The organism is Streptomyces sp. NBC_01197 (assembly GCF_036010505.1).
Lineage (GTDB): Bacteria > Actinomycetota > Actinomycetes > Streptomycetales > Streptomycetaceae > Streptomyces.
Genome location: NZ_CP108569.1, coordinates 3,842,158 through 3,865,855 on the forward strand (window position 1 = coordinate 3,842,158; position 23,698 = coordinate 3,865,855).

Below are 23,698 nucleotides of genomic sequence, written 5' to 3' on the forward strand. Positions count from 1 at the left end.
ACGCCCGGCATGAGCCGCGCCACTACCTTCGGAATGTGACTGTGATCGCGACCGAAAGCCTGAGCAAGCGGTTCCCGAGGGTGACCGCGCTTGACCGGCTCTCCCTGGACATCGGACCCGGTGTGACCGGACTGGTGGGATCCAACGGAGCCGGCAAGTCCACGTTGATCAAGATCCTGCTGGGTCTGTCCCCCGCCACGGAAGGCCGGGCCGCCGTGCTCGGGCTCGATGTCGCCACCAGTGGCGCCGAAATCCGTGAGCGCGTCGGGTACATGCCCGAGCACGACTGCCTGCCACCCGATGTCTCGGCCACCGAGTTCGTCGTCCACATGGCGCGCATGTCCGGACTGCCGCCCACCGCCGCACGGGAGCGCACCGCCGACACGCTGCGCCACGTCGGCCTCTACGAAGAGCGCTACCGCCCCATCGGCGGCTACTCGACCGGTATGAAACAGCGTGTGAAGCTGGCCCAGGCGCTGGTCCACGACCCGCAGTTGGTGCTGCTCGACGAGCCGACGAACGGCCTGGACCCGGTCGGCCGCGACGACATGCTCGGGCTGATCCGCCGGGTCCACACCGACTTCGGCATCTCGGTCCTGGTCACATCGCACCTGCTCGGCGAGCTGGAGCGGACCTGCGACCACGTCGTCGTCATCGACGGCGGCTCGCTGCTGCGGTCCAGCTCCACCAGCGACTTCACGCAGAGCACCGCGACGCTGGCGGTCGAGGTCACCGACTCCGACGCCCATCCCGACGGGACTCGGGCGCTCCGCGAGTCGCTGACCGCGGCAGGTGTGACGCTGCACGAGGGCACGGAGGAGGGGCTGCCGGGCGCCGGACACATCCTGCTGGTCGAGGCGGCAGGCGAGGAGACGTACGACCTGGTCCGCGACACGGTCACCGACCTCGGGCTCGGCCTCGTACGGATGGAACAGCGCCGCCACCACATCGCGGAGGTCTTCCGCACCGACCAGCAGAACCAGTCACGGGACCAGCAGCAGAACCACCCGCCGGCCCAGCCCGGCCAGCCGAAGCAGGAGGTGCAGGCGCGATGAGTACCGAGACCAGTCAGATCCACAACATCGGATACCGGAACTACGACGGACAGCGCCTGGGCCGCGCCTACGCCCGCCGCTCGCTCTTCGCGCAGTCGCTGCGCGGCGCCTACGGTCTGGGCCGCTCGGCCAAGTCCAAGGTGCTGCCGATGATCCTCTTCGCGGTGATGTGCGTGCCCGCGGCGATCATCGTCGCGGTGGCCGTGGCGACCAAGGCCAAGGACCTGCCGCTCGACTACACCCGGTACGCCATCCTCACCCAGGCCGTCATCGGGCTGTATCTCGCCGCGCAGGCCCCGCAGGCCGTCTCCCGCGATCTGCGCTTCAAGTCCATCCCGCTGTACTTCTCCCGGCCCATCGAGCGCGTCGACTACGTCATCGCCAAGTATGCGGCGATGGCCTCGGCCCTCTTCATCCTGACCGGGGCACCCCTGGTGATCCTCTACATCGGTTCGCTGCTCGCCAAACTCGATTTCGCCCACCAGACCGAGGGATTCGGCCAGGGGTTGGTCTCCGTCGCGCTGCTCTCGGTGCTCTTCTCCGGCATCGCGCTGGTGGTCGCCGCGCTCACCCCGCGCCGCGGCTTCGGGGTCGCCGCGGTCATCGCCGTACTGACCATCACGTACGGAGCGGTCTCCACGGTGCAGGCCATCGCCTTCAACCAGGACGCCGCAGGAGCCGTCACCTGGCTCGGGCTCTTCTCCCCGATCACGCTGATCGACGGCGTGCAGACCGCGTTCCTCGGCGCCTCCTCCGCCTTCCCGGGCGGGGCAGGCCCGGGAGCGGGTGCCGGCGTGGTCTATGTGCTCGTCGTTCTCGCGCTCATCGCCGGCTCGTACGCCGTCCTGATGCGCCGCTACCGGAAGGTCGGGCTGTGACCACGATCAACATCGACCACACCTCGCGCTGGTTCGGCAACGTGGTGGCGGTCAACGACATCACCATGACCGTCGGCCCCGGCGTGACCGGGCTTCTCGGCCCCAACGGCGCAGGCAAGTCCACCCTCATCAACATGATGGGCGGATTCCTCGCCCCGTCGACCGGCACGGTGACACTCGACGGCGAGCCGATCTGGCGGAACGAGAACGTCTACCGGCAGATCGGGATCGTGCCGGAGCGGGAGGGGATGTACGACTTCCTCACCGGCCGCGAATTCGTCGTCGCCAACGCCGAACTGCACGGCCTCGACGAGCGCGCCGCGCAACAGGCGCTCGCCACCGTCGAGATGGAGCCCGCGCAGGACCGCAAGATCGCGACGTACAGCAAGGGCATGCGGCAGCGCGTGAAGATGGCGTCCGCCCTCGTCCACAACCCCAGCGTGCTGCTGCTCGACGAGCCCTTCAACGGCATGGACCCGCGCCAGCGCATGCAGCTGATGGAGCTGCTGCGGCAGATGGGCGCGGAGGGCCGCACGGTGCTCTTCTCCTCGCACATCCTGGAAGAGGTCGAGCAACTGGCCTCGCACATCGAGGTGATCGTGGCGGGACGGCATGCCGCGTCCGGTGACTTCCGCCGGATCCGCCGGCTGATGACGGACCGGCCGCACCGCTATCTCGTACGGTCCAGCGACGACCGGGCCCTCGCCGCCGCGCTGATCGCCGACCCGTCGACGGCCGGTATCGAGGTGGACGTCACGGAGGGCGCGCTGCGCATCCAGGCGGTCGACTTCGGCCGGTTCACGGCGCTGCTGCCGCGCGTCGCCCGTGAAAACGGCATCCGGCTCCTCACCGTCTCGCCGTCGGACGAGTCCCTGGAGTCGGTCTTCTCGTACCTCGTAGCGGCCTGAAAGGAGCTGTGACGCCCATGTACAACCCCACAGTCGCCCGGCTCACCTACCGGGCCCTGCTCGGCCGCCGCCGGGCCGCCATCCTGTTCGTACTGCCCGCGCTGCTGATCGTGATCGCGGCCGCGGTACGCACCTTCAGCGGCGCCGACGACCAGGTCGCCGCCGATGTGCTCGGCGGGTTCGCCATGGCCACGATGGTGCCGCTGATCGGTGTCATCGCGGGTACGGGTGCGATCGGCCCGGAGATCGATGACGGTTCGATCGTCTATCTGCTGGCCAAACCGGTGAAGCGCCCCACGATCATCTTCACGAAGCTCATCGTGGCGATCGCCGTGACGATGGCGTTCTCCGCGATTCCGACCCTGATCGCGGGCCTCATCCTCAACGGCAACGGCCAGCAGATCGCGATCGCCTACACGGTCGCCGCGCTGGTCGCGTCCATCGCGTACGCCTCGGTCTTCCTCCTCCTGGGCACGGTAACCCGGCACGCGGTCGTCGCCGGGCTGGTCTACGCCCTGGTCTGGGAGGGCCTGTTCGGCAACCTGGTGCCGGGCGCGCGCACGCTGAGCATCCAGCAGTGGGCGCTCGCCCTGGCGGAGAAGATCGGCGCGCCGGGTGCGGTCAGCTCGGACGTCGGACTGCCCCTGGCCGTGGTTCTGCTGGCGGGCGTCACCGTGCTCGCCACCTGGTACGCGGGCCAGAAACTGCGAAGGCTGACGCTGGCCGGCGAGGAGTGAGACCGGGGGGCCGGGGGCGGGAACGACGGGGTGCCGTCGTTCCCGCCCCCGGCCCTTTTATCGGGCTTCCTGCGGGGGCTCTTCCTTCAGAGCCTTCAGTCCCCTCAGCGCCGGCGACGGAGGCGGCGCTTGATCTCCGCCATGTCCTCGGTGACATCCGACAGCCGTACGCTCATTGCCCCGACGACCCGGTTCGTGGCGTCGAGCCGCTGGTCCAGGGCCCCCAGACGATCCGACATACGGGCCAGTACGGGGCCCAGCTCCCTCAGCGCGGGTCCGACCTCGCTCATCGCGGACTCCAGCTGTGTGACGCGGCGGTCGAGTCCGTCGAAACCGGGGTCCGACACCGGCGCCGGGTGCTGCTCCTCGGTGTCGAGGAGGTAGCTCCGCACCCGACGGGCGACTTCGCTGTCGCGCAGCACCATGGCGATGTTGAGGACAGTCCGGCGGGTGTGAACCGTCAGGCCGGAACGGGGCTGTGGATAACTCAGGCCGTGCGAGGGAAAGGGAGACAGGTTGTCCCCCTTGAATTCTTCGAGGTCAGAGCCTTGCAGTACGCGCAGTCCGTTTGAGGAGAGCTCCTCACGGTGCCGTTGGGTCAACTTCTTGATGACGTCTGTGGATACCTCGAAGTACCGCGCCACATCTTGTGTACGGAGATGAATCCCGTCCGGCAGCAGTGCGAGCGCCTTGACCTTGTCCAGGACGCCGACGCGCCCCAGATGGTCGGCGCGCAGTGCGCGCGATTCGAGCAGGGCGATTTCGGGTGGCATGGATGAGCCTGCCGTTCATGGTCATTGGTGCATGACAGTGACGGCCCTCTCCCCGGGCTTCAGGGGTGGAGGTCCGCTCATCTACGTCACTACTCAATGACCGGCCCGGGCTTCTGCCTCGGCACCGGCACTCCCGGACTTCACGCACTCTCGTCGCCTCGGACCCCAGTCGCCTCCACGCACACTGACCAACGACCCGACAGTCGTACAAGTCACGCGCCCCGCCTTTACCCGACGGTCTGGACCTTCCTGTCCCGAGCCGCGAACAAGCCCACCACCAAGGCCGCCGCGCACACCCCGAGTACCAGGGCGATCGGCAGGGTCCAGCTGCCCGTCGCCTGGTACACGGCGCCGGCCGTCAGCGGGCCGGCCGCCGCGAGCAGGTAACCGACCGTCTGCGCCATCCCGGACAGCCGCGCCGCCGTCTGTGCGTCGCCCGACCGCAGCACGATCAGTGTCAGGGCCAGCCCCACCGCGCCGCCCTGCCCGACACCCAGCACCGCCGACCACAGCCAGGCCCCCGACACCGGGGCGATCATCAGGCCCGCGTAGCCGACAGCCACCATCGACGTGACCAGCACGATCAGCGGGCGCTGGCTGCGCATACGGCCGGCCAGCAGCGGTACGCCGAAGGCGCCGGCGACCTGGATCAGGTTGTTGAACGCGAAGATCACGCCCGCTGTCGAACGGCTCATCCCGTGGTCGGTGAAGATCGTCGGCATCCAGGCGATCAGCACGTACGACCAGAGCGACTGGAGGCCCATGAACAGGGTGACCTGCCAGGCCAGCGCCGAGCGCCAGATGCTCCTGGCCGGTCCAGTAGCCGCCGGCGTGACGCGCACCTCGTGGCCGGTACGGCCGCGGGCGATCAGCACCTGCGGCAGCCACGCCACGGCGGCGACCGCGGCCAGCAGCGACCAGAAGGCCAGCGACGCCTGCCAGCTGTTTCCGAACGCCTTCTCCAGCGGGACCGAGGCCGCTGCGCAGAGGGTGGCGCCGCCGATCATCGCGCCTGTGTAGACCGAGGTCATCGACGCGGCCCGGTCCGGGAAGTCCCGCTTGATCAGACCCGGCATCAGGACGTTCAGCAGGGCTATCGCGGTGCCGGCCAGCACTCCGCCGCCGTACAGGGCGAACACGGACGGCAGGACCCGGACGAGAATGCCGACCCCGAGCAGGACCAGCGCGCACAGCAGCACCACTTCGGTACCGAATCGGCGGGCCAGCCAGGGGGCGATCATCGCGCCGACTCCGAGGAACAGCACCGGTACGGAGGTGACCAGGCTCGACGCCGTCGACGAGAGGCCGAATGTGCTGCTGATCTCGCCGATGAGAGGTGACACGCTCGCCAGCGCCGCCCGCATGTTGAGCGACGCCAGCACGATGCCGATGAACAGCACCGCGGGGTGTGCGGTCAGGGCTCGCCGTGCGGCGGTCCCTTCGCGGGACGGCCGGACGTCGGCCTCCGCGTCGGGAAGCAGTTGATCCAGGTCCGGGCGGGACACGTCAGGCACCTCTCAGCGTTTCTGTTCGTATGTCGGTGGTGCGGGGTGGTGGGGCGGGTGAGGCGCCCGGTCAGCGGCCCACCAGTCGGCGGACGACGTCCATCGGTACCTGGAGCAGGGCGCGGGCAGCCTGCTCCGCCGCTGCCGGGTCACCGCTCTCGATCGCGTCGACCAGGGCTTCGTGGGCGGTGATGTCGATCGGCGGCATCTGCTGGTCGCCGAGTGCGGTGACCAGGGATTCATGCATCTGGGTGGAGAAGAAGCGGTAGACCTCGGCGAACGTGGCGTTGTGCGTGGCCTCGACCACCCCCAGGTGGAAGGCGAGGTCGGCGTCGGCCGCCCGGTCGCCGTGCTCGTGGAGGGCCCCGAGGGCTTCCCGCAGCCAGTCGAGGTCCGCCGCGTCCCTGCGGACGGCTGCCAGCCTGGCGGCCTCCGTCTCCAGGGCGACCCGCAGCTCCAGGATGTCCAGCACTCCCGCGTGGCCCATCGTGCGGAGCACGGCGGAGGGGTCGGCGGTGGAGCGTACGAAGGTGCCGTTGCCCTGACGGGACTCCAGGAGCCCGGAGTGCACCAGGACCCGTACCGCCTCGCGGACGGTGTTACGTCCCACGCCGAGCTGTTCGGCGAGGTCGTGCTCGGTGGGGATGCGGTCGCCCACGGACCACTCCCCGTCGGTCAGCTGGTCCCGCAGTTGTTGGACGACGGTATCCACGAGGGAGTGCCGTCCTGCCGCACGCAGTGCCATCTCGTCGCCCCAAGTTCGTCAAGCGTGGTATCCGGGTCACCCGGTTGCCCAGTCATCCTACAACTGACTCCAAGGAACTGGGGGTCAACCGACCAGTCGCCCATTCGTTCTGCCGATCACCCGGCCAGCCGACGCCCCGGCCGCGGTTCCAGCCGACGCCCCGGCCGGTCATCCGGCCGTTGCCCCGCCCGGCCGTTCAGCCCGATGCCCAGCCCCCCAGCCGTTCAGCCCTGGAGCAGCCGTTCCAGCGCCACAGCGATGCCGTCGTCCTCGTTGGACGTGGTGACCTCGTCCGCCACGGCCTTCAGGGAGCTGTGGGCGTTGGCCATCGCCACCCCGTGCGCCGCCCAGCCGAACATCGGGATGTCGTTGGGCATGTCCCCGAAGGCGATCGTGTCCGCGGCCGTGAGCTTCAGGCGCCGGGCCGCCAGTGACAGACCCGTCGCCTTGCTCAGCCCGGGCGGCAGGATCTCGACCACGCCCTCACCCGCCATGACCACGTCCACCAGGTTCCCCACGGACTGCCGAGCGCTCTCCGCAAGCGCGTCGTCGCTCAGCTCCGGGTGCTGTATGTAGACCTTGTTGATCGGCGCGGACCACAGCTCGTCCCGTTCGTCGAACCGAGCCACGGGAAGCGGACCCTCATTGACCCGGTAGTCCGCGCTCACCAGCACCTCGCCGTCGAGACCGTCCCGGCTCGCGGCCAGCGCCAGCGGTCCGGTCTCCGTCTCGATCTTGGCGAGCGCGACGGCGGCCAGCTTGCGGTCCAGGGTGACGGAGGTGAGCAGCCGGTGCTCACCCGCGTGGTAGACCTGCGCCCCCTGCGCACACACCGCGAGGCCCTCGTAACCGAGGCTGTCGAGGATGTCGCGGGTCCACGGAACCGCCCGCCCCGTGACGATGATGTGCGCCGCCCCCGCCGCGGTGGCCCCGGCGAGTGCGGCCCGGGTGCGCTCGGAGACCGAACCGTCGTCACGCAGCAGCGTGCCGTCGAGGTCGGTGGCGATCAGCCGGTAGGGCAGCGCAGGGGTCGTCACTTGGACGCGGGCTCCAGAGTCTCTCGTCCGCCGAGGTAGGGCCGCAGCACCGGCGGGACCCGGACGGAGCCGTCGGCGAGCTGGTGGTTCTCCAGGATCGCCACGATGGTGCGCGGCACGGCGCAGAGCGTGCCGTTGAGCGTCGACAGCGGCTGGACCTTCTTGCCGTCGCGCATCCGGACCGACAGGCGCCGAGCCTGGAAACCGTCGCAGTTGGACGCCGACGTCAGCTCGCGGTACTTGCCCTGCGTCGGGATCCACGCTTCGCAGTCGAACTTCCTGGAGGCCGACGCCCCCAGGTCACCGGTCGCCACGTCGATCACCTGGAAGGGCAGCTCAAGGCTGGTAAGCCACTGCTTCTCCCACTCCAGGAGCCGCTGGTGCTCGGCGGCCGCGTCGTCGGGGTGCACGTACGAGAACATCTCGACCTTGTTGAACTGGTGCACCCGGAAAATGCCCCGGGTGTCCTTCCCGTACGTGCCGGCCTCGCGGCGGTAGCTGGGCGAGAACCCCGCGTACCGCAGCGGCAGTTCACCGGCGTCGATGATCTCGTCCATGTGGTACGCGGCGAGCGGGACCTCGGAGGTGCCGACCAGGTAGTAGTCGTCCTTCTCCAGGTGGTAGACGTTCTCGGCGGCCTGGCCGAGGAATCCCGTGCCCTCCATGGCGCGCGGGCGGACCAGCGCCGGTGTCAGCATCGGGATGAACCCCGCCTCGGTGGCCTGCGCGATCGCCGCGTTGACCAGCGCCAGTTCGAGCAGCGCGCCGATGCCCGTCATGTAGTAGAAGCGCGAGCCCGACACCTTCGCGCCGCGCTCGGTGTCGATGGCCCGCAGGGCCTCGCCGAGCTCCAGGTGGTCCTTGGGCTCGAAGCCCTCGGCCGCGAAGTCGCGGATGATCCCGTGCGTCTCCAGGACGGTGAAGTCCTCCTCGCCGCCGACCGGCACGTCCGGGTGGACCAGGTTGCCGAGTTGGAGCAGCAGGCGCTTGGTCTCCTCGTCGGCCTCGTTCTGCTCGGCGTCGGCCGCCTTGACGGCGGCTGCGAGCTGCCCCGTCTTCTTGAGCAGCTCGGCCTTCTCGTCTCCCGAGGCCTTGGGGATCAGCTTGCCGAGCGTCTTCTGCTCGGAGCGGAGTTCGTCGAACCGGAGTCCGGACGACCTGCGCCGCTCGTCGGCGGAGAGCAGGGCGTCGACGAGGGCGACGTCCTCTCCACGGGCGCGCTGGGAGGCGCGAACACGGTCGGGGTCCTCACGGAGCAGGCGAAGGTCAATCACCCCACCAGGCTACCGTTGCCCGCTTCCTGCACTCGACTTGATATTCACTGTGCTGCATCGCCAGGGGCGCTTTGTCTGAATTCATCCACTATCTATGGAATGGTGAAGTGGGGCGGGATACCCCGGCGGCGACGCCGTGCGCCCCTCGTCGGCCAGAGGTCAATAAAGGTGACCGATTCCCCGGAACGAAGCATTCCGGGTCAAACAGTTGACTCTTTTCCCTTGCGCGGGGCGGGACTTGGGCTCGCTTGTCCACAGGGATCCACAGTCCGGATTAGTTATCCACAGGCTGTGTGGGAAATCTGTGGACGGCGAAGGGGATGGTTCCGAAAGCCCCACAGGCAATCGACTGTTTGCTGGGATTTCCCCTTCAAACCCCCTCCGCGTGCTCATTCAGGTAGGAATTGATCGCTCTAAAGGGTTGATCGGCTGAATTGAGATGACGGCTCCCCACTTGCTGGACCGTGGATGCATCTGCCGTCGCTAGGCCGATTTGTCGACCATGTCGGCTTGCCCTGTCGACTTGTCCCCAGGTCGAGACAGAGCCTGTGGATAACTTTTCCGGAGTGCGGAAATCAGGACGTACGACGATTACCCGCAGCGATTACGTATGACCACGAAGTTCAGGGCGCGTCGGCGGTCGCGTCCAGCAGCCACCAGGCCACGTCCGGCGGGTCACGCACGCCGACGTCAGCCCCTCGTTCAGCCCCGCCCCCGTCAGGCCCCCCGTTCAGGGCTCTCGTTCAGGCCCGGCCGTCCTCGCTGCGCGCCAGCCAGTCCGACGCCGCGACGAACTCCGCGTCCGACGTCCCGGACCGCAGCGCCCGTACGTCCTGCGCCGTCACCCCGGCCCGCGGGTACGAACCGAGGAACCGCACCTCCGGGCAGCTCCGCTTGAGCCCCATGAGCGCCTCGCCCACCCGGCGGTCCGCGATATGGCCCTCCGCGTCGATGGCGAAGCAGTAGTTGCCGATGCCCTCACCCGTAGGCCGCGACTGGAGCAGCATCAGGTTGACCCCCCGCACCGCGAACTCCTGAAGGATTTCGAGCAGTGCGCCGGGATGGTCCTCGCGCTGCCAGACGACCACCGACGTCTTGTCTGCGCCGGTCGGTGCCGCGGGCCGGGCGGGGCGCCCCACCAGGACGAAGCGCGTCTCGGCGTTCTGCGCGTCGTGGATCTCGGTGATCAGCGGTTCGAGCCCGTACGTGGCGGCGGCGAACTCACCGGCGAAGGCCGCGTCGTACCGGCCTTCCTGTACGAGTCGTGCGCCGTCCGCGTTGGAAGCGGACGACTCCCACACCGCCTCCGGGAGGTTGGCCCGCAGCCAGTTCCGTACCTGGGGCTGGGCGACGGGGTGCCCCGTCACCGTCTTCACCTCGCTCAGCTTCGTGCCGGGCCGCACCAGCAGCGCGAAGGCGATGGGCAGCAGCACCTCGCGGTAGATCATCAGCGGCTCGCCGCCCGACAGTTCGTCGAGGGTCGCCGTGACGCCGCCCTCGACGGAGTTCTCGATCGGTACGAGCGCCGCTGCGGCCTCCCCTGTCCGTACCGCGTCGAGCGCGGCAGGTACGGACACCATCGGGACGAGTTCGCGGGTGGCGGCCTCGGGGAGGGTGCGCAGGGCCGCCTCGGTGAACGTGCCTTCGGGGCCCAGATAGGTGAAGCGAGTGGCTGACATACGGTCACCCTAATGGGCCGGACGGTCCGCGCCCCGGGGCGCGGACAGGGAGCCACCACGTACCGGCCCGTCGGTGCCCGGCCACCGCGTACCGCGCAGCCCCCCGCCACCGCGTACCGCTCAGCGCCCGGCCCCGGGCCCTGTGCTCAGTGGCCTTCGAGGAGTCGCTGGCCCACGTACTCGCCGGGTCCGGCCGCCCCGGGTACCGCGAAGAGTCCGCTGGACTCGTGCCGGATGAACGTGGACAGCGCGTCGCCGCGGTCGAGCTTCCGCTGCACCGGTACGAAGCCTTGTGCCGGATCGGCCTGCCAGCAGACGAAGAGCAGCCCGGCGTCCGGTGTGCCGTCCTGGCCGATCCCGTCGTGGTACGAGAAGGTGCGCCGCAGCAGCGCGGCACCGCCGTTCTGTTCGGGGGCCGAGATCCGGGCATGGGCGTTGTCCGGGATGACGAACTTGCCGTCCGGGCCGACTTTGGTCAGATTCATGGCGGTCGTCTCGGTGCCTCCGGTCAGCGGGGCGCCGTCCTTCTTCCGCCGCCCGATGACCTGCTCCTGCTTCCCCAGCGGGAGCTTCTCCCAGTCGTCGAGGAGCATCCGGATCCGGCGTACGACGGCGTACGAGCCGCCCGCCATCCACTCCGGCTGCGCGCCCGCGCCCTTGCCGCCGCCCGCCGGGACGAAGATGCGCCGGTCGAAGTCGCTGTCCGAGGGTTTGGGGTTCCCCGTTCCGTCGACCTGGCCCATCAGATTGCGGACGGTCATCGGCTTGGCGGTCGCGCCGGGGGAGCGGTTGAAACCGTTCATCTGCCAGCGGACCCGGGCCGCCGAACCCGCTTCGTTCTGGAGTGCGCGCAGAGCGTGGAAGGCGACGAGCGGGTCGTTGGCGCCGATCTGCACCCACAGATCGCCGTTGCTGCGCTTGGCGTCCAGGTGGTCGGAGGAGAAGTCCGGCAGCGGGTCGAGCTGGGTGGGGCGCTGCGCGGTCAGTCCTGTACGGCTGAAGAAGGACTGTCCGAAGCCGAAGGTGACCGTGAGGGAGGACGGACCGGCGTCGAGCGCGATCCCGGTGTCGTCGCCGGTCGGCTCGCCCGCCATCATCCGCTGTGTACTCGCCGACCAGCGGCGCAGCAGCGCAGCGGCCTGGGCGCGGCCGGCGCCGGCTGCCAGGTCGAAGGCGATCAGATACCCGGTGGACTGGGCGGGTGTGATGATGCCCGCCTGGTGCGCGGACCTGGTGGTCTTCCCCGAGCTGTGGAAGGCCACCTCGGTCGAGCCGACGCTCGTCAGCGCGGTCGCCGGAGCCGACTCGGCTGCGGCGTGCGCAGCGGCTCCGCCGGCGGCGCCCACCACGAGGCCACCCGCGCCCACAGCGCCCGCGGTCCCGAGCAGCCGCCTCCTGGAGATGTCGTTCATTGCTGGTCAGCCGATCTCCACCGTCTTGTTCACGGTGGTCTCGTCGATGTCGGAGGTCCGCACGGTCACAGCGATGTCCCACTTGCCGGCCATCGGGATCTGGACGCCGTCCGCACTCCAGTGGCCGGTGAACAGGTGGTCGGGGACGACGGGCAGTGGCCCGATCTTCTTCGCCTTAAGGGTGAGGGCGATTTTCACCTCGGGCACGTCGTACGGCTTGCCCGCGGGGTTGTTCACGAAGAGGTGCAGTTGGTTGTCGCCGCTGCGGCCCGGGGTGAGTTCGAGGGCAGCCGTTCCCTTGCCCTTGGGCCCGCCCGTGTCGAACGGGAGGGTGATGTCCACCGGCCCCGAAGGCACCGTCGCTGCGGCGGACGAGGAGGTGTTCCGTCCGGCTTCCTCCTCTGTCCGGCCCGGCTCCGTGGTCGTCAGGACCGTCGTCACGGCGAGCAGCGCCACGGCGACCACGGTCTCCGCGAGCACCGACTTCCGGAGCCCGGTGCGGTGCGGGTCGGCGTCACGTACCCGCCTCTCGCGCACCACGGTCCTGGCAGCCTGCTGCCGGGCGAGCTGGGCGGCGCGCTGTGGATCGGCGGGGACGGTGAGCTGTTCCTTTACCTGCTCCTGCGCTGCAAGGCCGGTTACGGCGCCGCTCTCAGCAACAGCAGCTTCACCAGCAGCAGCTTCACCAGCGACAGCCTCCCCCACAGCCGTCTCGGAGAGCCGCGCCGTCCAGCGCCGCGAGAAGGACGCGATGCAGACGACCACCGCGACGAGCCCCACCTTGACCATGAGCAGCTGCCCGTACCCCGTACCGAACAGCGCGGACCAGGAGCCGACCTGCCGCCACGACTGGTAGAGGCCGGTCGCCGCCAGGGTGCAGACGGCTGTGAAGGCGATACGTGAGAACCGCTGCACGGCGGCGCGTTCGATGGACGGAGTACGGAACAGGGCGACGAGCAGCGCGGCAAGACCGCCGAGCCAGACGGCGACCGCGAGCAGGTGCACGATGTCGACCGGCATCGCTACACCGGGCTGGAGGCCGACCGACGCGTGCTCGGTGAGCGCCCAGGTGGCGGCGATCCCGGCGGCGACGACCGTCCCCCCGAGGCCCAGGCCGAAGGTGAGGTCCTTCCGCTCCTTCGCCGCCTCCGGCTCCGCGGAGGCCGTGCGCCGGGCGTACGCCCCGAAGAGGACGGCGACGAAGAGCGCGGAGGCGCCGAGCAGCAGCAGTCTGGAGACGAGCGCGGCGCCGGGTTTGGTCTGGAGCACGCCCTTGAGCGCGCCCAGGTCGAAGACGTCCGCGAGGTGCCCGGAGCCGGTGTACGGGGCTCTGAGCAGCAGAAGGACGAGGGTGGCAGCGGTCAGCGTCAGCCAGCCGCGTACGACGAGCCGTTGCAGCGGCCGCTCGTTGGCCCCGCGCTGCCAGCAGGCGACGACGAAGGCGGCGCCGCCGACCAGGACGATGAATCCGGCGTAGGAGGCGTAGCGCGCGGCTCCGTAGAGGACGCCGACGAGTCCACCGCCGACGTTCTCGCCGGTGGCGGACACCGTGGTCCTGGACGGGGCGCCGATGGAGAACGTGAAGGCCCCCGAGACGGGGTGGCTGTCGGCGGAGATGGCCTGCCAGGCGACGGTGTACGTGCCCTTCGGGAGGCCGGGGCGCAGGTCGACACCGTAGGTGACGGTGCTGCCCTTGGAGAGGTTGCGGAGTCTGGCGGTGTCGGAACGCTTGCCCTTCGGGTCGAGGACGCGGATGGACTTGTTGTCCATGGCGACCTGTTCGGAGAAGGTGAGCGCGACGTCCGCCGGAGCCTTGGCGACCACCGTTCCGGCTTTCGGGTTGCTTCCGAGCAGCGCGGCGTGCGCGGCGGCGGGGGCGGCCGCGGCGAACAGTGCGCCGAGGACCGCCGCCGCGACGAGCAGCAGCCGTGTGAGCGGAAGACCCGAGCGCGGTGGAGCGGTGGTCGCCGTCATGGAGTCAGCTCCTCAACTGTGCTGCGGGTTGTAGGTGGGCTGTTTGACGGGAAGTTCGGCCTTGAGTACGCCGCCCTTCGCGAAGTGCAGCTCCACGGCCACCTTCTGGCCGAGCTTGGGCTGCTTCTTGAGGTGCATGAACATGAGGTGGTTTCCGCCGCGTTCCAGATCCAGTTCGCCGTGGGCGGGGACCGGGAGCGACTTCACGGCGAGCATCTGCTGGTTCTTGGTGGTGTGCATGGTGATGTCGTCGGAGAGTCCGCTGGTGACGGAGGTGAGCCGGTCCGCGGTAGCACTGCTGTTGGTCACGGTCACGAACCCCGCGGCCATCCCGCTGCCGCCGACCGGCTCGGGCATGAAGGACTCGGTGACCTTCAGCTCGGGCTTCCCGCCGGCCCGGTTGCCGGCCGAGCCGGAACCCGACCCCGACCCGGAACCCGTTCCCGACCCCGATCCGGACGAGGAACAGCCGGCCAGCGCCAGAGCCGCCGCTGCGGCTATGGCGCAGACGGCGGTCGCCCGGGCACCCCGGCTCACGGATTCTCGCCCTTGACGATCTTCGGGAGGTCCTTCGTGTAGTCCTTGACGGTGGTGTCCTCGCCGTACAGGAGGTAGCCCTTGTCCGTCCTCGGCGAGAAGGCGATGACCTGCGCCCCGTGCATCGAGACGATCGTGCCGTCCTTCTCCTTCTTGGTCGGGGAGATACCGATTCCGATCGAGCGGGCGCCCGCCTGGATCGTCTTGAAGTCGCCGGTGAGCCCGATGAACGACGGGTCCTGCGCCTTCAGCCACTTGCCGAGCTCGGACGGGGTGTCGCGGCCCGGGTCGGTGGTGACGAAGACGACCTGGAGCTTCTTCTGCTCGGCCTCGGGCAGCGCCTTCTTGGCCACGGCGATGTTGCCCATGGTCAGCGGGCAGATGTCGGGGCAGTGCGTGTAGCCGAAGTAGATCAGCGTCGGCTTGCCCTTCGTCTCCTTGCGGAAGTCGAACTTCTTGCCGTGCGTGTCCGTGAGGACGAAGTCCGGCTTCGTGAACGGGGTGTCGAGCACCGTCGCTGCCTGCGTCTTCTTCTGAGTGGAGACGTCGGCGACCGGGTTCTTGCCGGAACCGCCGCCGTTGTCGCTGCCGCAGGCCGCGAGGGAGAAGGCGGCCGCCACCGCGAGGGCGGCGGCCGTCAGCGACTTCTTGTACGTGCTGCGCGTCGTGCTGTGCATGGAGGAACGTCCCAAGTGCTGTGGGTGGTGGGGGCCCGTCAGGCGGTACGGCGGCGGCCGGCGAGGACACCGAAGGCGACGCCCGCGATGCCGATGACGATGCCGATGACCCCGAGGATCCTGGCGGTGTTGTCACTGCCGTCCGAAGACGAGGCGGTGGCAGTCTTGGCGGGCGTGCCGCTGTCGCCCGATGATGTCTTGCCGGACGTGCTGCCCGGGGTGGCGCCGGCCGTGTCGGCGGCCGGGGTCAGCTTGAGCACCGGCGCCGGGTTCTGCGGCTCGGCGGCGCCCGGCTTCTGCTCCTCGATCCAGCGCACGACCTCCTTGTTGGAGTACGTCTGCAGAGCCTTGAAGGTCAGCTGGTCGGTGTTGGTGGGCAGCTGGCCGACGGACAGCGGGAACTGCTGGAACTGTCCGGGCTCGATCTTCCCGCCGGTCCAGGTGACCTTGGTGACCGCCTTGTCGATCTGCTTCCCCTCGATGGTCAGCGGCTTGGGCAGCTTCGACGTGGTGACGTCGACCTTCCAGCCCGGCACGGGCTCCGGCATCACCGAGGCGAGCGGGTGGTCGGTCGGGAAGTTGACCTCGACCTTGGTGGTCGACGCGTTGTCACGCTCGTTGGGAACCTTGAACGCGATCGTCGCGTAGCCGCCCTTGGCCGCGTCGCCCTGCGGCTGGACGGTGACGTGCGCGAACGCGGTACCCGACAGCAGCAGGACGGAGGTGGCGGCGATGCCACCGACGACAGCGATACGGCGGATGCGCCCCGGGCGGCGGCCGGTGCCCTGACGGGTGTCGCCCAGCAGGTCGACGTTCAGCGGGTTGATGCTCATAAGGAACACACTCCACGGTGCGGAAGGAAGGGTGGCAGCCCGCGCGCCGGTGCGCGCGGACAGCACGGCACCCGCTCCCGTCGCTTCTCGCGTGGGGAGGTGCCGCGTCAGGCTGCGAACGCGTACGCGGCGGGCGGACCGCGCCTGATCACCGTGTGCTGGAGTGCTTCGCCCGCCGTCCACAGCGGCGCGGGGAGAGGTGCGTACCCGGCGCGCGGCCCCTGGGCGGGTGCTGCCGGAAGTCCGGAACGCAAGGCGCGTACCAGGGCGAGCGCGGCGCGCAGATTGCGTACGAGCGCCCCCTCGGCGAGACCGTGCGACTGCCGGGTCAGCCGGAACAGCGCGATCTCGCCGCGCCGCAGAACCCAGCCGGTCGCCAGGGCTGCCAGCAGATGGCCGAGCACCATGGGAAGGTTCGGCAGCATGAAGAGGCACGTCGAGGCCGTGGCCCCGGCCATGTGGTGCGGTGCGCCCTGGGCGGCACTCGCCGACGGGTCGATCCCTGCCGCGGTGACGATGCTGTGAGCCTTGGCCGCGCTCAGCGGGGCGGCCCCGGCGCCGCAGACCAGCTTTCCCGCGAGCAGGGCCAGGGCGGAAGAGCCGCCCGCGGGCTCGCCCGTACCGCCCGTTGTCCCCATGGGGTCCATCGCCATGGCACCGTGCTGGCCGAGCCCGAATACGGTGTGCAGAGCGAGCTGGCCCACGGTCAGGGCCGCGGCGATGCCGGGCAGCGTGCGCTCCCGCCCGGCGAAGGGCGCGGCCACCACGAACAGTCCGGCGAACCCGAGGACCAGCGGCCACCACGGGACGGCCGCGCCGGAGGCAAGTGCGTGTCCCACCCCGGCCAGCACGACGCAGACCGCGGTGAAGACCGCGGTCCTCAGGAGCCGTGGACCGGCTCCGGCGCGTACGGCAGAGGTAAGCATGGCCGGGCCATCATCGCACTGGGCCCGGGGCCCGCATACGGCAGGTCCGAAAGGTCAGCATCCGACCCGCGATACACCTGCGCACGGCATACGCGCGTCCGCCGAATGAGCGGTATCACGTCAACTGTGTGCTTACGCCCTCCGTACCGCGGCAATACGTAACCGTAATGTCGAGCCGCAGCCAGGAGGCTGGAGCATGAGCATCTGGTGGTCTCTGCATTTGCGGCGTGAAGCCGCGAGCGTTCCGCTCGCCCGCCGTCTTCTGCTCGGTGCCATGGAGACCGCGGGCGTTGACCCCGACATCTCCTTCGATCTGTCACTCGCGCTCAGCGAGGCCTGTGCGAACGCGGTGGAGCACGGCGGAGCCGGAGGACCGGGCGCCACTTCCACGGGGTACCGGGTGACGGCGTTCCTGGACGGTGAGCGGTGCCGGATCGAGGTCACCGACTCCGGTCCGGGCTTTCCCGTACGGCAGAAGCGCCGCGCCGCGCCGCAGAACGTGCTGGCACACCCGACGGCGCCGGCCTGTGCCGAGAGCGGCCGGGGCCTGGGTCTGATCGCGGAACTCTCCGACCACGCCGATTTCCGCAACAGGCCGGGCCGTGGCGCGATGGTGCGCTTCGACAAGGTCCTGAAATGGCGCGAGGACGCGCTGCTCAGAGCCTCCTGACCGTACTGCTCTGAGCGGCGCGTCCCGGCTCCCCGCGTCTGTCGGGTTCTTGCGGGGCTCTCGCCTTCACGAGGGCTGCCCGGAGGGTCAGCCCTGCTTGACCGAGGCCATCCACGCCTCGACCTCGTCGGCCTGGCGCGGCAGCGCCGCGGACAGGTTCCGGTTGCCGTCGGCGGTGACGAGGATGTCGTCCTCGATCCGGACCCCGATGCCGCGGTACTCCTCGGGCACCGTCAGGTCGTCCGCCTGGAAGTACAGACCGGGCTCGACCGTGAGGCACATGCCGGGCTCCAGCGTGCCGTTGACGTACGCCTCGGTGCGCGCGGCCGCGCAGTCGTGGACGTCGAGCCCGAGCATGTGACCGGTGCCGTGCAGGGTCCAGCGACGCTGGAGACCCAGTTCGAGCACCCGCTCCACGGGTCCGTCGACCAGGCCCCACTCGACGAGCTTCTCGGCGAGTACGCGCTGGGACGCGTCGTGGAAGTCGCGGTAGGCGGCGCCGGGCTTGACGGCCGCGATACCGGCTTCCTGGGCCTCATACACCGCGTCGTAGATCTTGCGCTGCAGCGCGTTGAAGCGGCCGTCGATGGGGAGCGTGCGGGTCACGTCGGCCGTGTAGAGGGAGTGCGTCTCCACACCGGCGTCGAGCAGCAGCAGCTCGCCGGAGCGGACGTCGCCGTCGTTGCGCACCCAGTGGAGGGTGGTCGCGTGCGGACCGGCGGCGCAGATCGAGCCGTAGCCGATGTCGTTGCCCTCGACGCGGGCGCGCAGGAAGAAGGTGCCCTCGATGTAGCGCTCGGAGGTGGCCTCGGCCTTGTCGAGGATCTTCACGACGTCCTCGAAGCCGTGCACCGTCGCATCGACGGCCTTCTGCAGTTCGCCGATCTCGAAGTCGTCCTTCACCGCGCGCGCCTCGGAGAGGTAGACGCGCAGCTCTTCGTCGCGTTCGGCGGTGACCTTGTCGGTCAGCGCGGACTCGATGCCCGCGTCGTACCCCCGGACGGCGCGGACCGGTCCGGTGGCCGCGGTCAGCGCGGCGGGCAGCTCGCGGACGTCCTTCGCCGGAATTCCGAGCAGCTGCCCGGCCTCGGCGAGCGAGTTCCTGCGGCCGACCCACAGCTCGCCCTGGCCGCTCAGCCAGAACTCGCCGTTCTCACGGTCGGAGCGGGGCAGCAGGTAGACCGTTGCGGTGTGCCCCCCGTCCGCGGCCGGTTCGAGGACCAGGACGCCGTCCTGCGTCTGGTCACCGGTGAGGTACGCGTACTCGCTCGCGGCACGGAAGGCGTACTCGGTGTCGTTGGAGCGGGTCTTGAGACGGCCCGCCGGGACCACCAGGCGCTCACCCGGGAAGCGCGCGGAGAGCGCGGCGCGGCGGGTGGCGGTGTGTGCTGCCTGGGCGATCGGCTCCAGGCCGTGCAGCTCGGTGTCGGCCCAGCCGGACTTCATGTTCTCGGCGAGCTCTTCGGACACGGCCGGGTAGAGGCCGTTCTTCCGGGGCTTGACGGTCTCCGCCGCCGGGGTCTCCGGGGATTCCGGGGTCTCGGTCTCCGGGGTCTCCGGTGTGAGCTCCTCAGACACGTTTCTGTCTCCTTGCTACGACGCTGGGCCCCTTGATACGAAGCCGGCCCCCTCCATCGTACGGGTGTACGGAAGGGGGCCCAGTGCCGAAGGACCTCTTACCCGAACGGTCCTGGACCCGGCCGGAACTCAGTCGAAACGGGCCACCAGAATCACCACGTCGTCGGTGCATTCCTGCTGGTCGAGGCCTTCGGGCAGCAGAGTCCGCAGGACGTGATCGGCGATCGCCGCGGGGTCGTCGCGCAGCGGTCGGGACAGGTTCGCAGCCGCCGAGTGGAGCCGGGCGAACGCACGGTCCGTTGAGTCCCCGGTGCGGCGCAGCAGCCCGTCGGTGCAGAGCAGAACCGTCTCTCCTGGTGCGAGTGAGAACTCCACGCTCGGCGCTTCCCAGCAGGAGAGCATCCCCAGCGGCGCCGACAGCGAGGTCTCGACGAACTCGGTGCGCCGGTCACCGATGATCAGCGGCGGGGTGTGGCCTGCGCCGGCCAGCACGATCTTGCGCTGTGCGGGTTCGCAGTAGGCGAAGAGGGCGGTCGCCGAGCGGGCGGGCTCGGTGAGCCGCAGCAGCAGTTCGAGGTCGGAGAGGACCGCGACCGGGTCCTCACCCTCCATGACGGCGTACGCCCGCAGCCCGGCCCGCAGCCGTCCCATCGCGGCGGTGGCGCCGGGGCCCGAGCCGGTGACCGATCCGACGGTGAGGCCGAGTGCGCCGTCGGCCAGCGGCAGCGCGTCGTACCAGTCGCCGCCGCCGCGCGGTCCGGTGCGGTGGCGGGCGGCGAGCTGCACTCCGGGCACCCGGGGCAGTCGGCGGGGCAGCAGTTCGTCGGTGAGGGTGGTCACCCGGGCGCGGGCGCGGGTCAGTTCGACAAGCCGGGCCAGGTGTTCGCTCGCGTACCGCGTGTAGAGGCCGATGAGACGGCGGTGGCGCTCCGCGGGTTCGGCGGGTTCGTCGTAGAGCCAGACGGCGGCGCCGAGGGGCCCGGCTGTCGCGGCGGAGAGCGGAACGGCGTAGCTGGCCGCGTAGCCGACGCGGGTGGCGACCTCGCGGTGGCGTGGGTCGAGCCGCTTGTCGCCGAGGATGTCGGGGGTGGCGATGCCGTCGGCGGGGGCGGTGTCGGCGCCGCTCCGCCCGCTGCTTCCTGTGCGGTTCCCCGGGCTGTTTCCTGTGCTGCTCCCCGCGTTGGCCTGCATGCTGTTCTCCGCGCCGGCGCGCGCGCCGGGAGGCGTGCCCGTACGGCTGCCTTCGAGCATGCGTCCGTACGCGGTGACGCTGCGCGGAACCGTTTCGATGTGGCCGAGTTCGGCGTGGGTGAGCCCGAGCCCGACGGTGCGCGCGGGGCAGGGGCCGTACGCGGTTCCGCCCGGCGCCGAGGTGTTCGCGGGTTCCAGTACGACCAGACCGCGGCCGGCGCCCACCAGGGAGGCGCCCGCCCGCAGGAACTCCTGGAGCGCGTCGTCCAGGGCGCTGGTGGCGGCCAGCCGTTCGGTGAGTTCGTGCAGCGTGGTGAGGTCGAAGACCCAGCCGGCCAGCCGGTCCTGGATGAGGGCGCCGGGGGCGGCTGCAGGTACGGGGGCGGGGAGTGGAGCGGCAGTGTGCGCGGGGGCCGGAACTGTGGAGTCGATTCCAGCCACTTTCGGCAGGTGAGGTGCGCTCATGGCAGCCGGCTTTCTGACTGGTGTGTTTCGCTCGATAGCATCGCAAACCCTCATGCCATTCTGCGTAGCTATCAATGGATCCACATGTACACGCAGAAGCGAGGAGATGTCCAGCATTGTCCCCTTGGGGCCCCTGGTGTCCACGGGAGGAAACTGTCTCCCTCCAGTAGATAACCAACTTGGCCGGAAAGTGCCCCCCTGTGCGGCTATTTGATGTCGACTGAGGTCGTTCGGCAGAGCGTCACACCGACTGCGGCGGGTACGTAACCGGTGATGACCAGGGGCAGTTGACTCGGCCCCGGAACCTGGCGGCGGGCCTGGGCGTCTAAACCGCCGTGGGCCGCGCCCCAGCCCCGAATGGCGGGGTTCGCACAAGCGGCACAGTGGCACAGCGATTCAGCGGCACGGCGATTCACCGGCACAGCGCACAGCACAGACAGCAAGCACACACAGCACGGGACAAGTACGCGCCACGCACGCGCCACTCCTGGCCATGCTTGAGCAGTGAACTCGGACCAGGCTCCGCCCTGCCGGTCATCAACACCGCAGGTCAACAGCGTGCGTACGTACAGTGACGCGAAGTATCCATGGCGCGATGCGGACCTCGGCGTTCAACGGGAAGGGCGCGATGCGGACCTCGGCGTTCAACGGAAAGGAACGAGCGCTCATGCGCGAGATCCTCGGAAGGCGACGCGGACTCCGGTTCCGGCGCAGCGGGAGGCACGCCCAGCTCGATGCGGCGCTGACCTGCGCAACCGGCTGGCACTGGCCCGTCGTTCCCGGCGTGGGGCACACCGCCTCCGCCGGCCGGGAGCGCAGTTGCGGCTGCCCCGACCCCGAGTGCGTCGTACCCGGCGCACACCCCTTCGACCCGGGGCTCCTCACGGCGACCACGGACGAGCGCATGGTGCGCTGGTGGTGGACCAGCCGGCCTGACGCCCCGGTGATCATGGCGACGGGAGGCCGTGCGCCGTGCGCGCTCAGCCTGCCCGCTGTGGCGGGCGCACGCGCCCTGGTGGCGCTCGACCGGATGGACATGCGGATCGGGCCTGTCGTGGCGACGCCCACACGCTGGTCGCTGCTGGTCGCCCCGTACACGCTGGAGCGGCTCGGCGAACTGCTGCACGCCAAGGAGTGGGTGCCCAGCTCGCTGCGGTTCCACGGCGAGGGCGGCTATCTGGTGCTGCCGCCATCCGAGACGGGCAGGGGCCCTGTCTGGTGGGAGCGGGCCCCTTCCCCGGCGGCACGGTCGCTGCCGGGCGCGGGAGGCTCCGGCGGCGCTCGCGGTACGGCGGCGCCCTGGCTGCCGGATGTCGAGGCGGTGGTGGACGCGCTGGTCGAGGCGAGTACCGGCGCCCCCGGCGGCGGCAGCAAACTCGCCTACTGACGACCGAGGGGCGCGCCCTGCGCGCATACGCCCTGGTGCGTACGCCCTGACGCGTACGCACCGTGAGGGCGCCGGACGGCCGGACCGGGATGCCGGCCTGCGCTGTCGGCTCCGTGGGCGGGACACGCGCCCCGCGTGAACCGGCGTGCGGGCCGCGCTTCGGAGTACGGGACAAGCGGCTTGTGTTGCGGGGGCGGACAGCGCCGGGTCGGTGCGCCGCCACTGTGCTCCGGAGGCAACTCCGCGCCCCCCGCCGGGCATTGACAGCCCGGGCATGAAAGGACCCGGCCGTTGGCGACGGGGGATGCACCAACGACCGGGCTACTAGAACGGTAACAAGAGATCGGCGGTTCGCAAATTCGATCTCATGTATTCGGACAGCGACTTACCCGCGCGTATGGGCAGTTGTGACTGGAGTCACCTGCTGTTCCGCCCGGGTCGTCACTCTCAGCTGAGCGTCACCTGGCGGTTGGTGAGACCGCCGCGGGCCCGGCGCTCCTCCGGAGTGAGCGGAGCGCCGGCGGCCAGGGCCCCGGCGAGCCGCTCCGCGAACTCGGCCGCGGGCTTCTCGCATTCCTCGGCGTTCATCGCGCTCGGCAGGTCCCAGACCGGCACCGTGAGCCCGTGCGCCCGGAAGGACCCGACCAGCCGGGTGCCGGTGCCGAGCGAGGAGGTGCCCGCCGCGTGCAGCCGGGCCAGGGCGTCCAGGAGCTGCTCCTCGGGGTGGAGCATCACCCAGCGCAGATGGTTCTTTTCGGGGGTCTCGCACCAGTACGCGGAGTCCACCGAGGCTAGCTTCACGGTGGGAATGACCGCCTCGTTCGCGCGCTCCAGCGAGGCGGAGACCTCCGGGGTGGCGTTCTCCGAGTCGGGCACCCAGAACTCGAAGCCGGGGTGCACCACCGGGGCGAAGGGGGCGCCCGGGTCCAACAGGTCCTGGAGCCGGGGCCCGTCGGGGGCGGCCTGCTGACCGGCGACCGGCGTACCGGGCTCGGCGGCCAGTGCCCGCTGGAGGGTGTCGGCCAGGTCGCGGCTGAGGTCGCCGGACGGGGTGTCGTTCTGCAGGCCGAGCAGGACGGAGCCGTCGTCGCGCCGGAGCGCGGGCCAGGCCATCGGCAGCACCGTCGCGAGCGTCACGGACGGCACGCCGTCGGGCAGCCCGCCCTTGAGGGTGAGCTCCACGGTTGCCGCCGGCACCAGTTCGCGCAGCGCGACCCAGTCGCCCTCACCGGGCAGACCCTCGAAGGGGCGCTGGACCAGCTCGGCCACGGCATGTGCGGCGGCCCGGCCGTGACAGGCCTTGTAGCGGCGGCCGGAGCCGCAGGGGCAGGGCTCACGGGCCCCGACCACGGGGACGTGCTCAGCGGCGCCTGCGGAGCGGGCCCCGTTGGTTCCGTGAGGGGCCTTCGTCTGAGGACGCTTCTTCGCCATGGTGCGGCTCTCTCCCGACTGCGCTG

General features: G+C 70.1%; 21 protein-coding genes. 6 read left to right on the forward strand and 15 right to left on the reverse strand.

Going from position 1 to position 23,698, the window contains the following annotated elements:
• The first annotated feature begins 35 nt into the window (after positions 1-35).
• Genes OG452_RS17475 through OG452_RS17490 form a run of 4 tightly spaced genes read left to right on the forward strand, consistent with a single transcriptional unit; the run spans position 36 to position 3,578 of the window.
• Complete coding sequence (locus OG452_RS17475; RefSeq protein WP_327296524.1) at positions 36-1,055, forward strand: ABC transporter ATP-binding protein; 1,020 nt, start codon at positions 36-38, stop codon at positions 1,053-1,055.
• Entirely contained in the window at positions 1,052-1,933 is an 882-nt protein-coding gene (locus OG452_RS17480) for an ABC transporter permease (protein WP_327296525.1), read from the forward strand. The genes OG452_RS17475 and OG452_RS17480 overlap by 4 nt, the downstream gene beginning before the upstream one ends.
• Positions 1,930-2,841: an ABC transporter ATP-binding protein gene (locus OG452_RS17485; RefSeq protein ID WP_327296526.1), complete on the forward strand. Its 912-nt coding sequence runs from the start codon at positions 1,930-1,932 to the stop codon at positions 2,839-2,841. Before OG452_RS17480 ends, OG452_RS17485 begins: the two co-directional genes overlap by 4 nt.
• A 17-nt stretch (positions 2,842-2,858) precedes the next feature.
• Positions 2,859-3,578, forward strand: a complete 720-nt coding sequence (locus OG452_RS17490) for an ABC transporter permease (protein ID WP_327296527.1) — start codon at positions 2,859-2,861, stop codon at positions 3,576-3,578.
• A gap of 104 nt (positions 3,579-3,682) precedes the next feature.
• Here the strand turns inward: OG452_RS17490 and OG452_RS17495 are convergent, their stop codons facing one another.
• The 12 genes from OG452_RS17495 to OG452_RS17550 all read right to left on the reverse strand — a co-directional run bounded on the left by OG452_RS17495 (position 3,683) and on the right by OG452_RS17550 (position 16,950).
• Positions 3,683-4,351 (reverse strand): hypothetical protein, encoded by a 669-nt coding sequence (locus OG452_RS17495; protein ID WP_327296528.1) that lies wholly within the window; start codon positions 4,349-4,351, stop codon positions 3,683-3,685.
• Positions 4,352-4,578: 227 nt separating this feature from the next.
• Entirely contained in the window at positions 4,579-5,856 is a 1,278-nt protein-coding gene (locus OG452_RS17500) for a CynX/NimT family MFS transporter (protein ID WP_442810036.1), read from the reverse strand.
• A gap of 70 nt (positions 5,857-5,926) precedes the next feature.
• Positions 5,927-6,601: a FadR/GntR family transcriptional regulator gene (locus tag OG452_RS17505; RefSeq protein WP_327296529.1), complete on the reverse strand. Its 675-nt coding sequence runs from the start codon at positions 6,599-6,601 to the stop codon at positions 5,927-5,929.
• A gap of 224 nt (positions 6,602-6,825) precedes the next feature.
• Complete coding sequence (locus OG452_RS17510) at positions 6,826-7,638, reverse strand: HAD family hydrolase (RefSeq protein WP_327296530.1); 813 nt, start codon at positions 7,636-7,638, stop codon at positions 6,826-6,828.
• Positions 7,635-8,912, reverse strand: a complete 1,278-nt coding sequence (gene serS, locus OG452_RS17515; protein ID WP_327296531.1) for a serine--tRNA ligase — start codon at positions 8,910-8,912, stop codon at positions 7,635-7,637. Before serS ends, OG452_RS17510 begins: the two co-directional genes overlap by 4 nt.
• A 743-nt stretch (positions 8,913-9,655) precedes the next feature.
• Positions 9,656-10,591 (reverse strand): prephenate dehydratase, encoded by a 936-nt coding sequence (pheA, locus tag OG452_RS17520; RefSeq protein WP_327296532.1) that lies wholly within the window; start codon positions 10,589-10,591, stop codon positions 9,656-9,658.
• A 146-nt stretch (positions 10,592-10,737) separates the two neighbouring features.
• Positions 10,738-12,003, reverse strand: a complete 1,266-nt coding sequence (gene efeB, locus OG452_RS17525) for an iron uptake transporter deferrochelatase/peroxidase subunit (protein ID WP_327296533.1) — start codon at positions 12,001-12,003, stop codon at positions 10,738-10,740.
• 6 nt (positions 12,004-12,009) lie between these two features.
• Positions 12,010-13,977, reverse strand: a complete 1,968-nt coding sequence (locus tag OG452_RS17530) for a copper resistance CopC/CopD family protein (RefSeq protein WP_327296534.1) — start codon at positions 13,975-13,977, stop codon at positions 12,010-12,012.
• 12 nt (positions 13,978-13,989) lie between these two features.
• Positions 13,990-14,514: a copper chaperone PCu(A)C gene (locus OG452_RS17535; RefSeq protein WP_327296535.1), complete on the reverse strand. Its 525-nt coding sequence runs from the start codon at positions 14,512-14,514 to the stop codon at positions 13,990-13,992.
• Entirely contained in the window at positions 14,511-15,191 is a 681-nt protein-coding gene (locus OG452_RS17540; protein WP_327296536.1) for an SCO family protein, read from the reverse strand. Before OG452_RS17540 ends, OG452_RS17535 begins: the two co-directional genes overlap by 4 nt.
• Positions 15,192-15,229: 38 nt before the next feature.
• Complete coding sequence (locus OG452_RS17545; RefSeq protein WP_327296537.1) at positions 15,230-16,024, reverse strand: YcnI family copper-binding membrane protein; 795 nt, start codon at positions 16,022-16,024, stop codon at positions 15,230-15,232.
• Between the two features lie 107 nt (positions 16,025-16,131).
• Positions 16,132-16,950 (reverse strand): hypothetical protein, encoded by an 819-nt coding sequence (locus tag OG452_RS17550; protein ID WP_327296538.1) that lies wholly within the window; start codon positions 16,948-16,950, stop codon positions 16,132-16,134.
• A 196-nt stretch (positions 16,951-17,146) separates the two neighbouring features.
• On the opposite strand from OG452_RS17550, the gene OG452_RS17555 reads away from it, so the two are divergent.
• On the forward strand, positions 17,147-17,620 hold the full coding sequence (locus OG452_RS17555; protein WP_327296539.1) for an ATP-binding protein: 474 nt from the start codon (positions 17,147-17,149) through the stop codon (positions 17,618-17,620).
• An 87-nt stretch (positions 17,621-17,707) separates the two neighbouring features.
• Here OG452_RS17555 and OG452_RS17560 read toward each other — a convergent pair whose 3' ends face one another.
• Both OG452_RS17560 and OG452_RS17565 read right to left on the reverse strand, forming a co-directional pair.
• The gene (locus tag OG452_RS17560) at positions 17,708-19,198 is read right to left on the reverse strand and encodes an aminopeptidase P family protein (RefSeq protein WP_327296540.1); all 1,491 of its coding nucleotides are present in this window, start codon (positions 19,196-19,198) and stop codon (positions 17,708-17,710) included.
• A 129-nt stretch (positions 19,199-19,327) separates the two neighbouring features.
• Positions 19,328-20,971 carry a PP2C family protein-serine/threonine phosphatase gene (locus OG452_RS17565; protein ID WP_327299670.1) on the reverse strand — a complete coding sequence of 548 codons (1,644 nt, stop codon included), beginning with the start codon at positions 20,969-20,971 and terminating at the stop codon, positions 19,328-19,330.
• Positions 20,972-21,521: 550 nt separating this feature from the next.
• On the opposite strand from OG452_RS17565, the gene OG452_RS17570 reads away from it, so the two are divergent.
• Positions 21,522-22,241 (forward strand): bifunctional DNA primase/polymerase, encoded by a 720-nt coding sequence (locus OG452_RS17570; RefSeq protein WP_327299671.1) that lies wholly within the window; start codon positions 21,522-21,524, stop codon positions 22,239-22,241.
• A gap of 447 nt (positions 22,242-22,688) precedes the next feature.
• Here OG452_RS17570 and OG452_RS17575 read toward each other — a convergent pair whose 3' ends face one another.
• Positions 22,689-23,672 carry a DUF5926 family protein gene (locus OG452_RS17575; protein ID WP_327296541.1) on the reverse strand — a complete coding sequence of 328 codons (984 nt, stop codon included), beginning with the start codon at positions 23,670-23,672 and terminating at the stop codon, positions 22,689-22,691.
• Positions 23,673-23,698 lie beyond the last annotated feature (26 nt).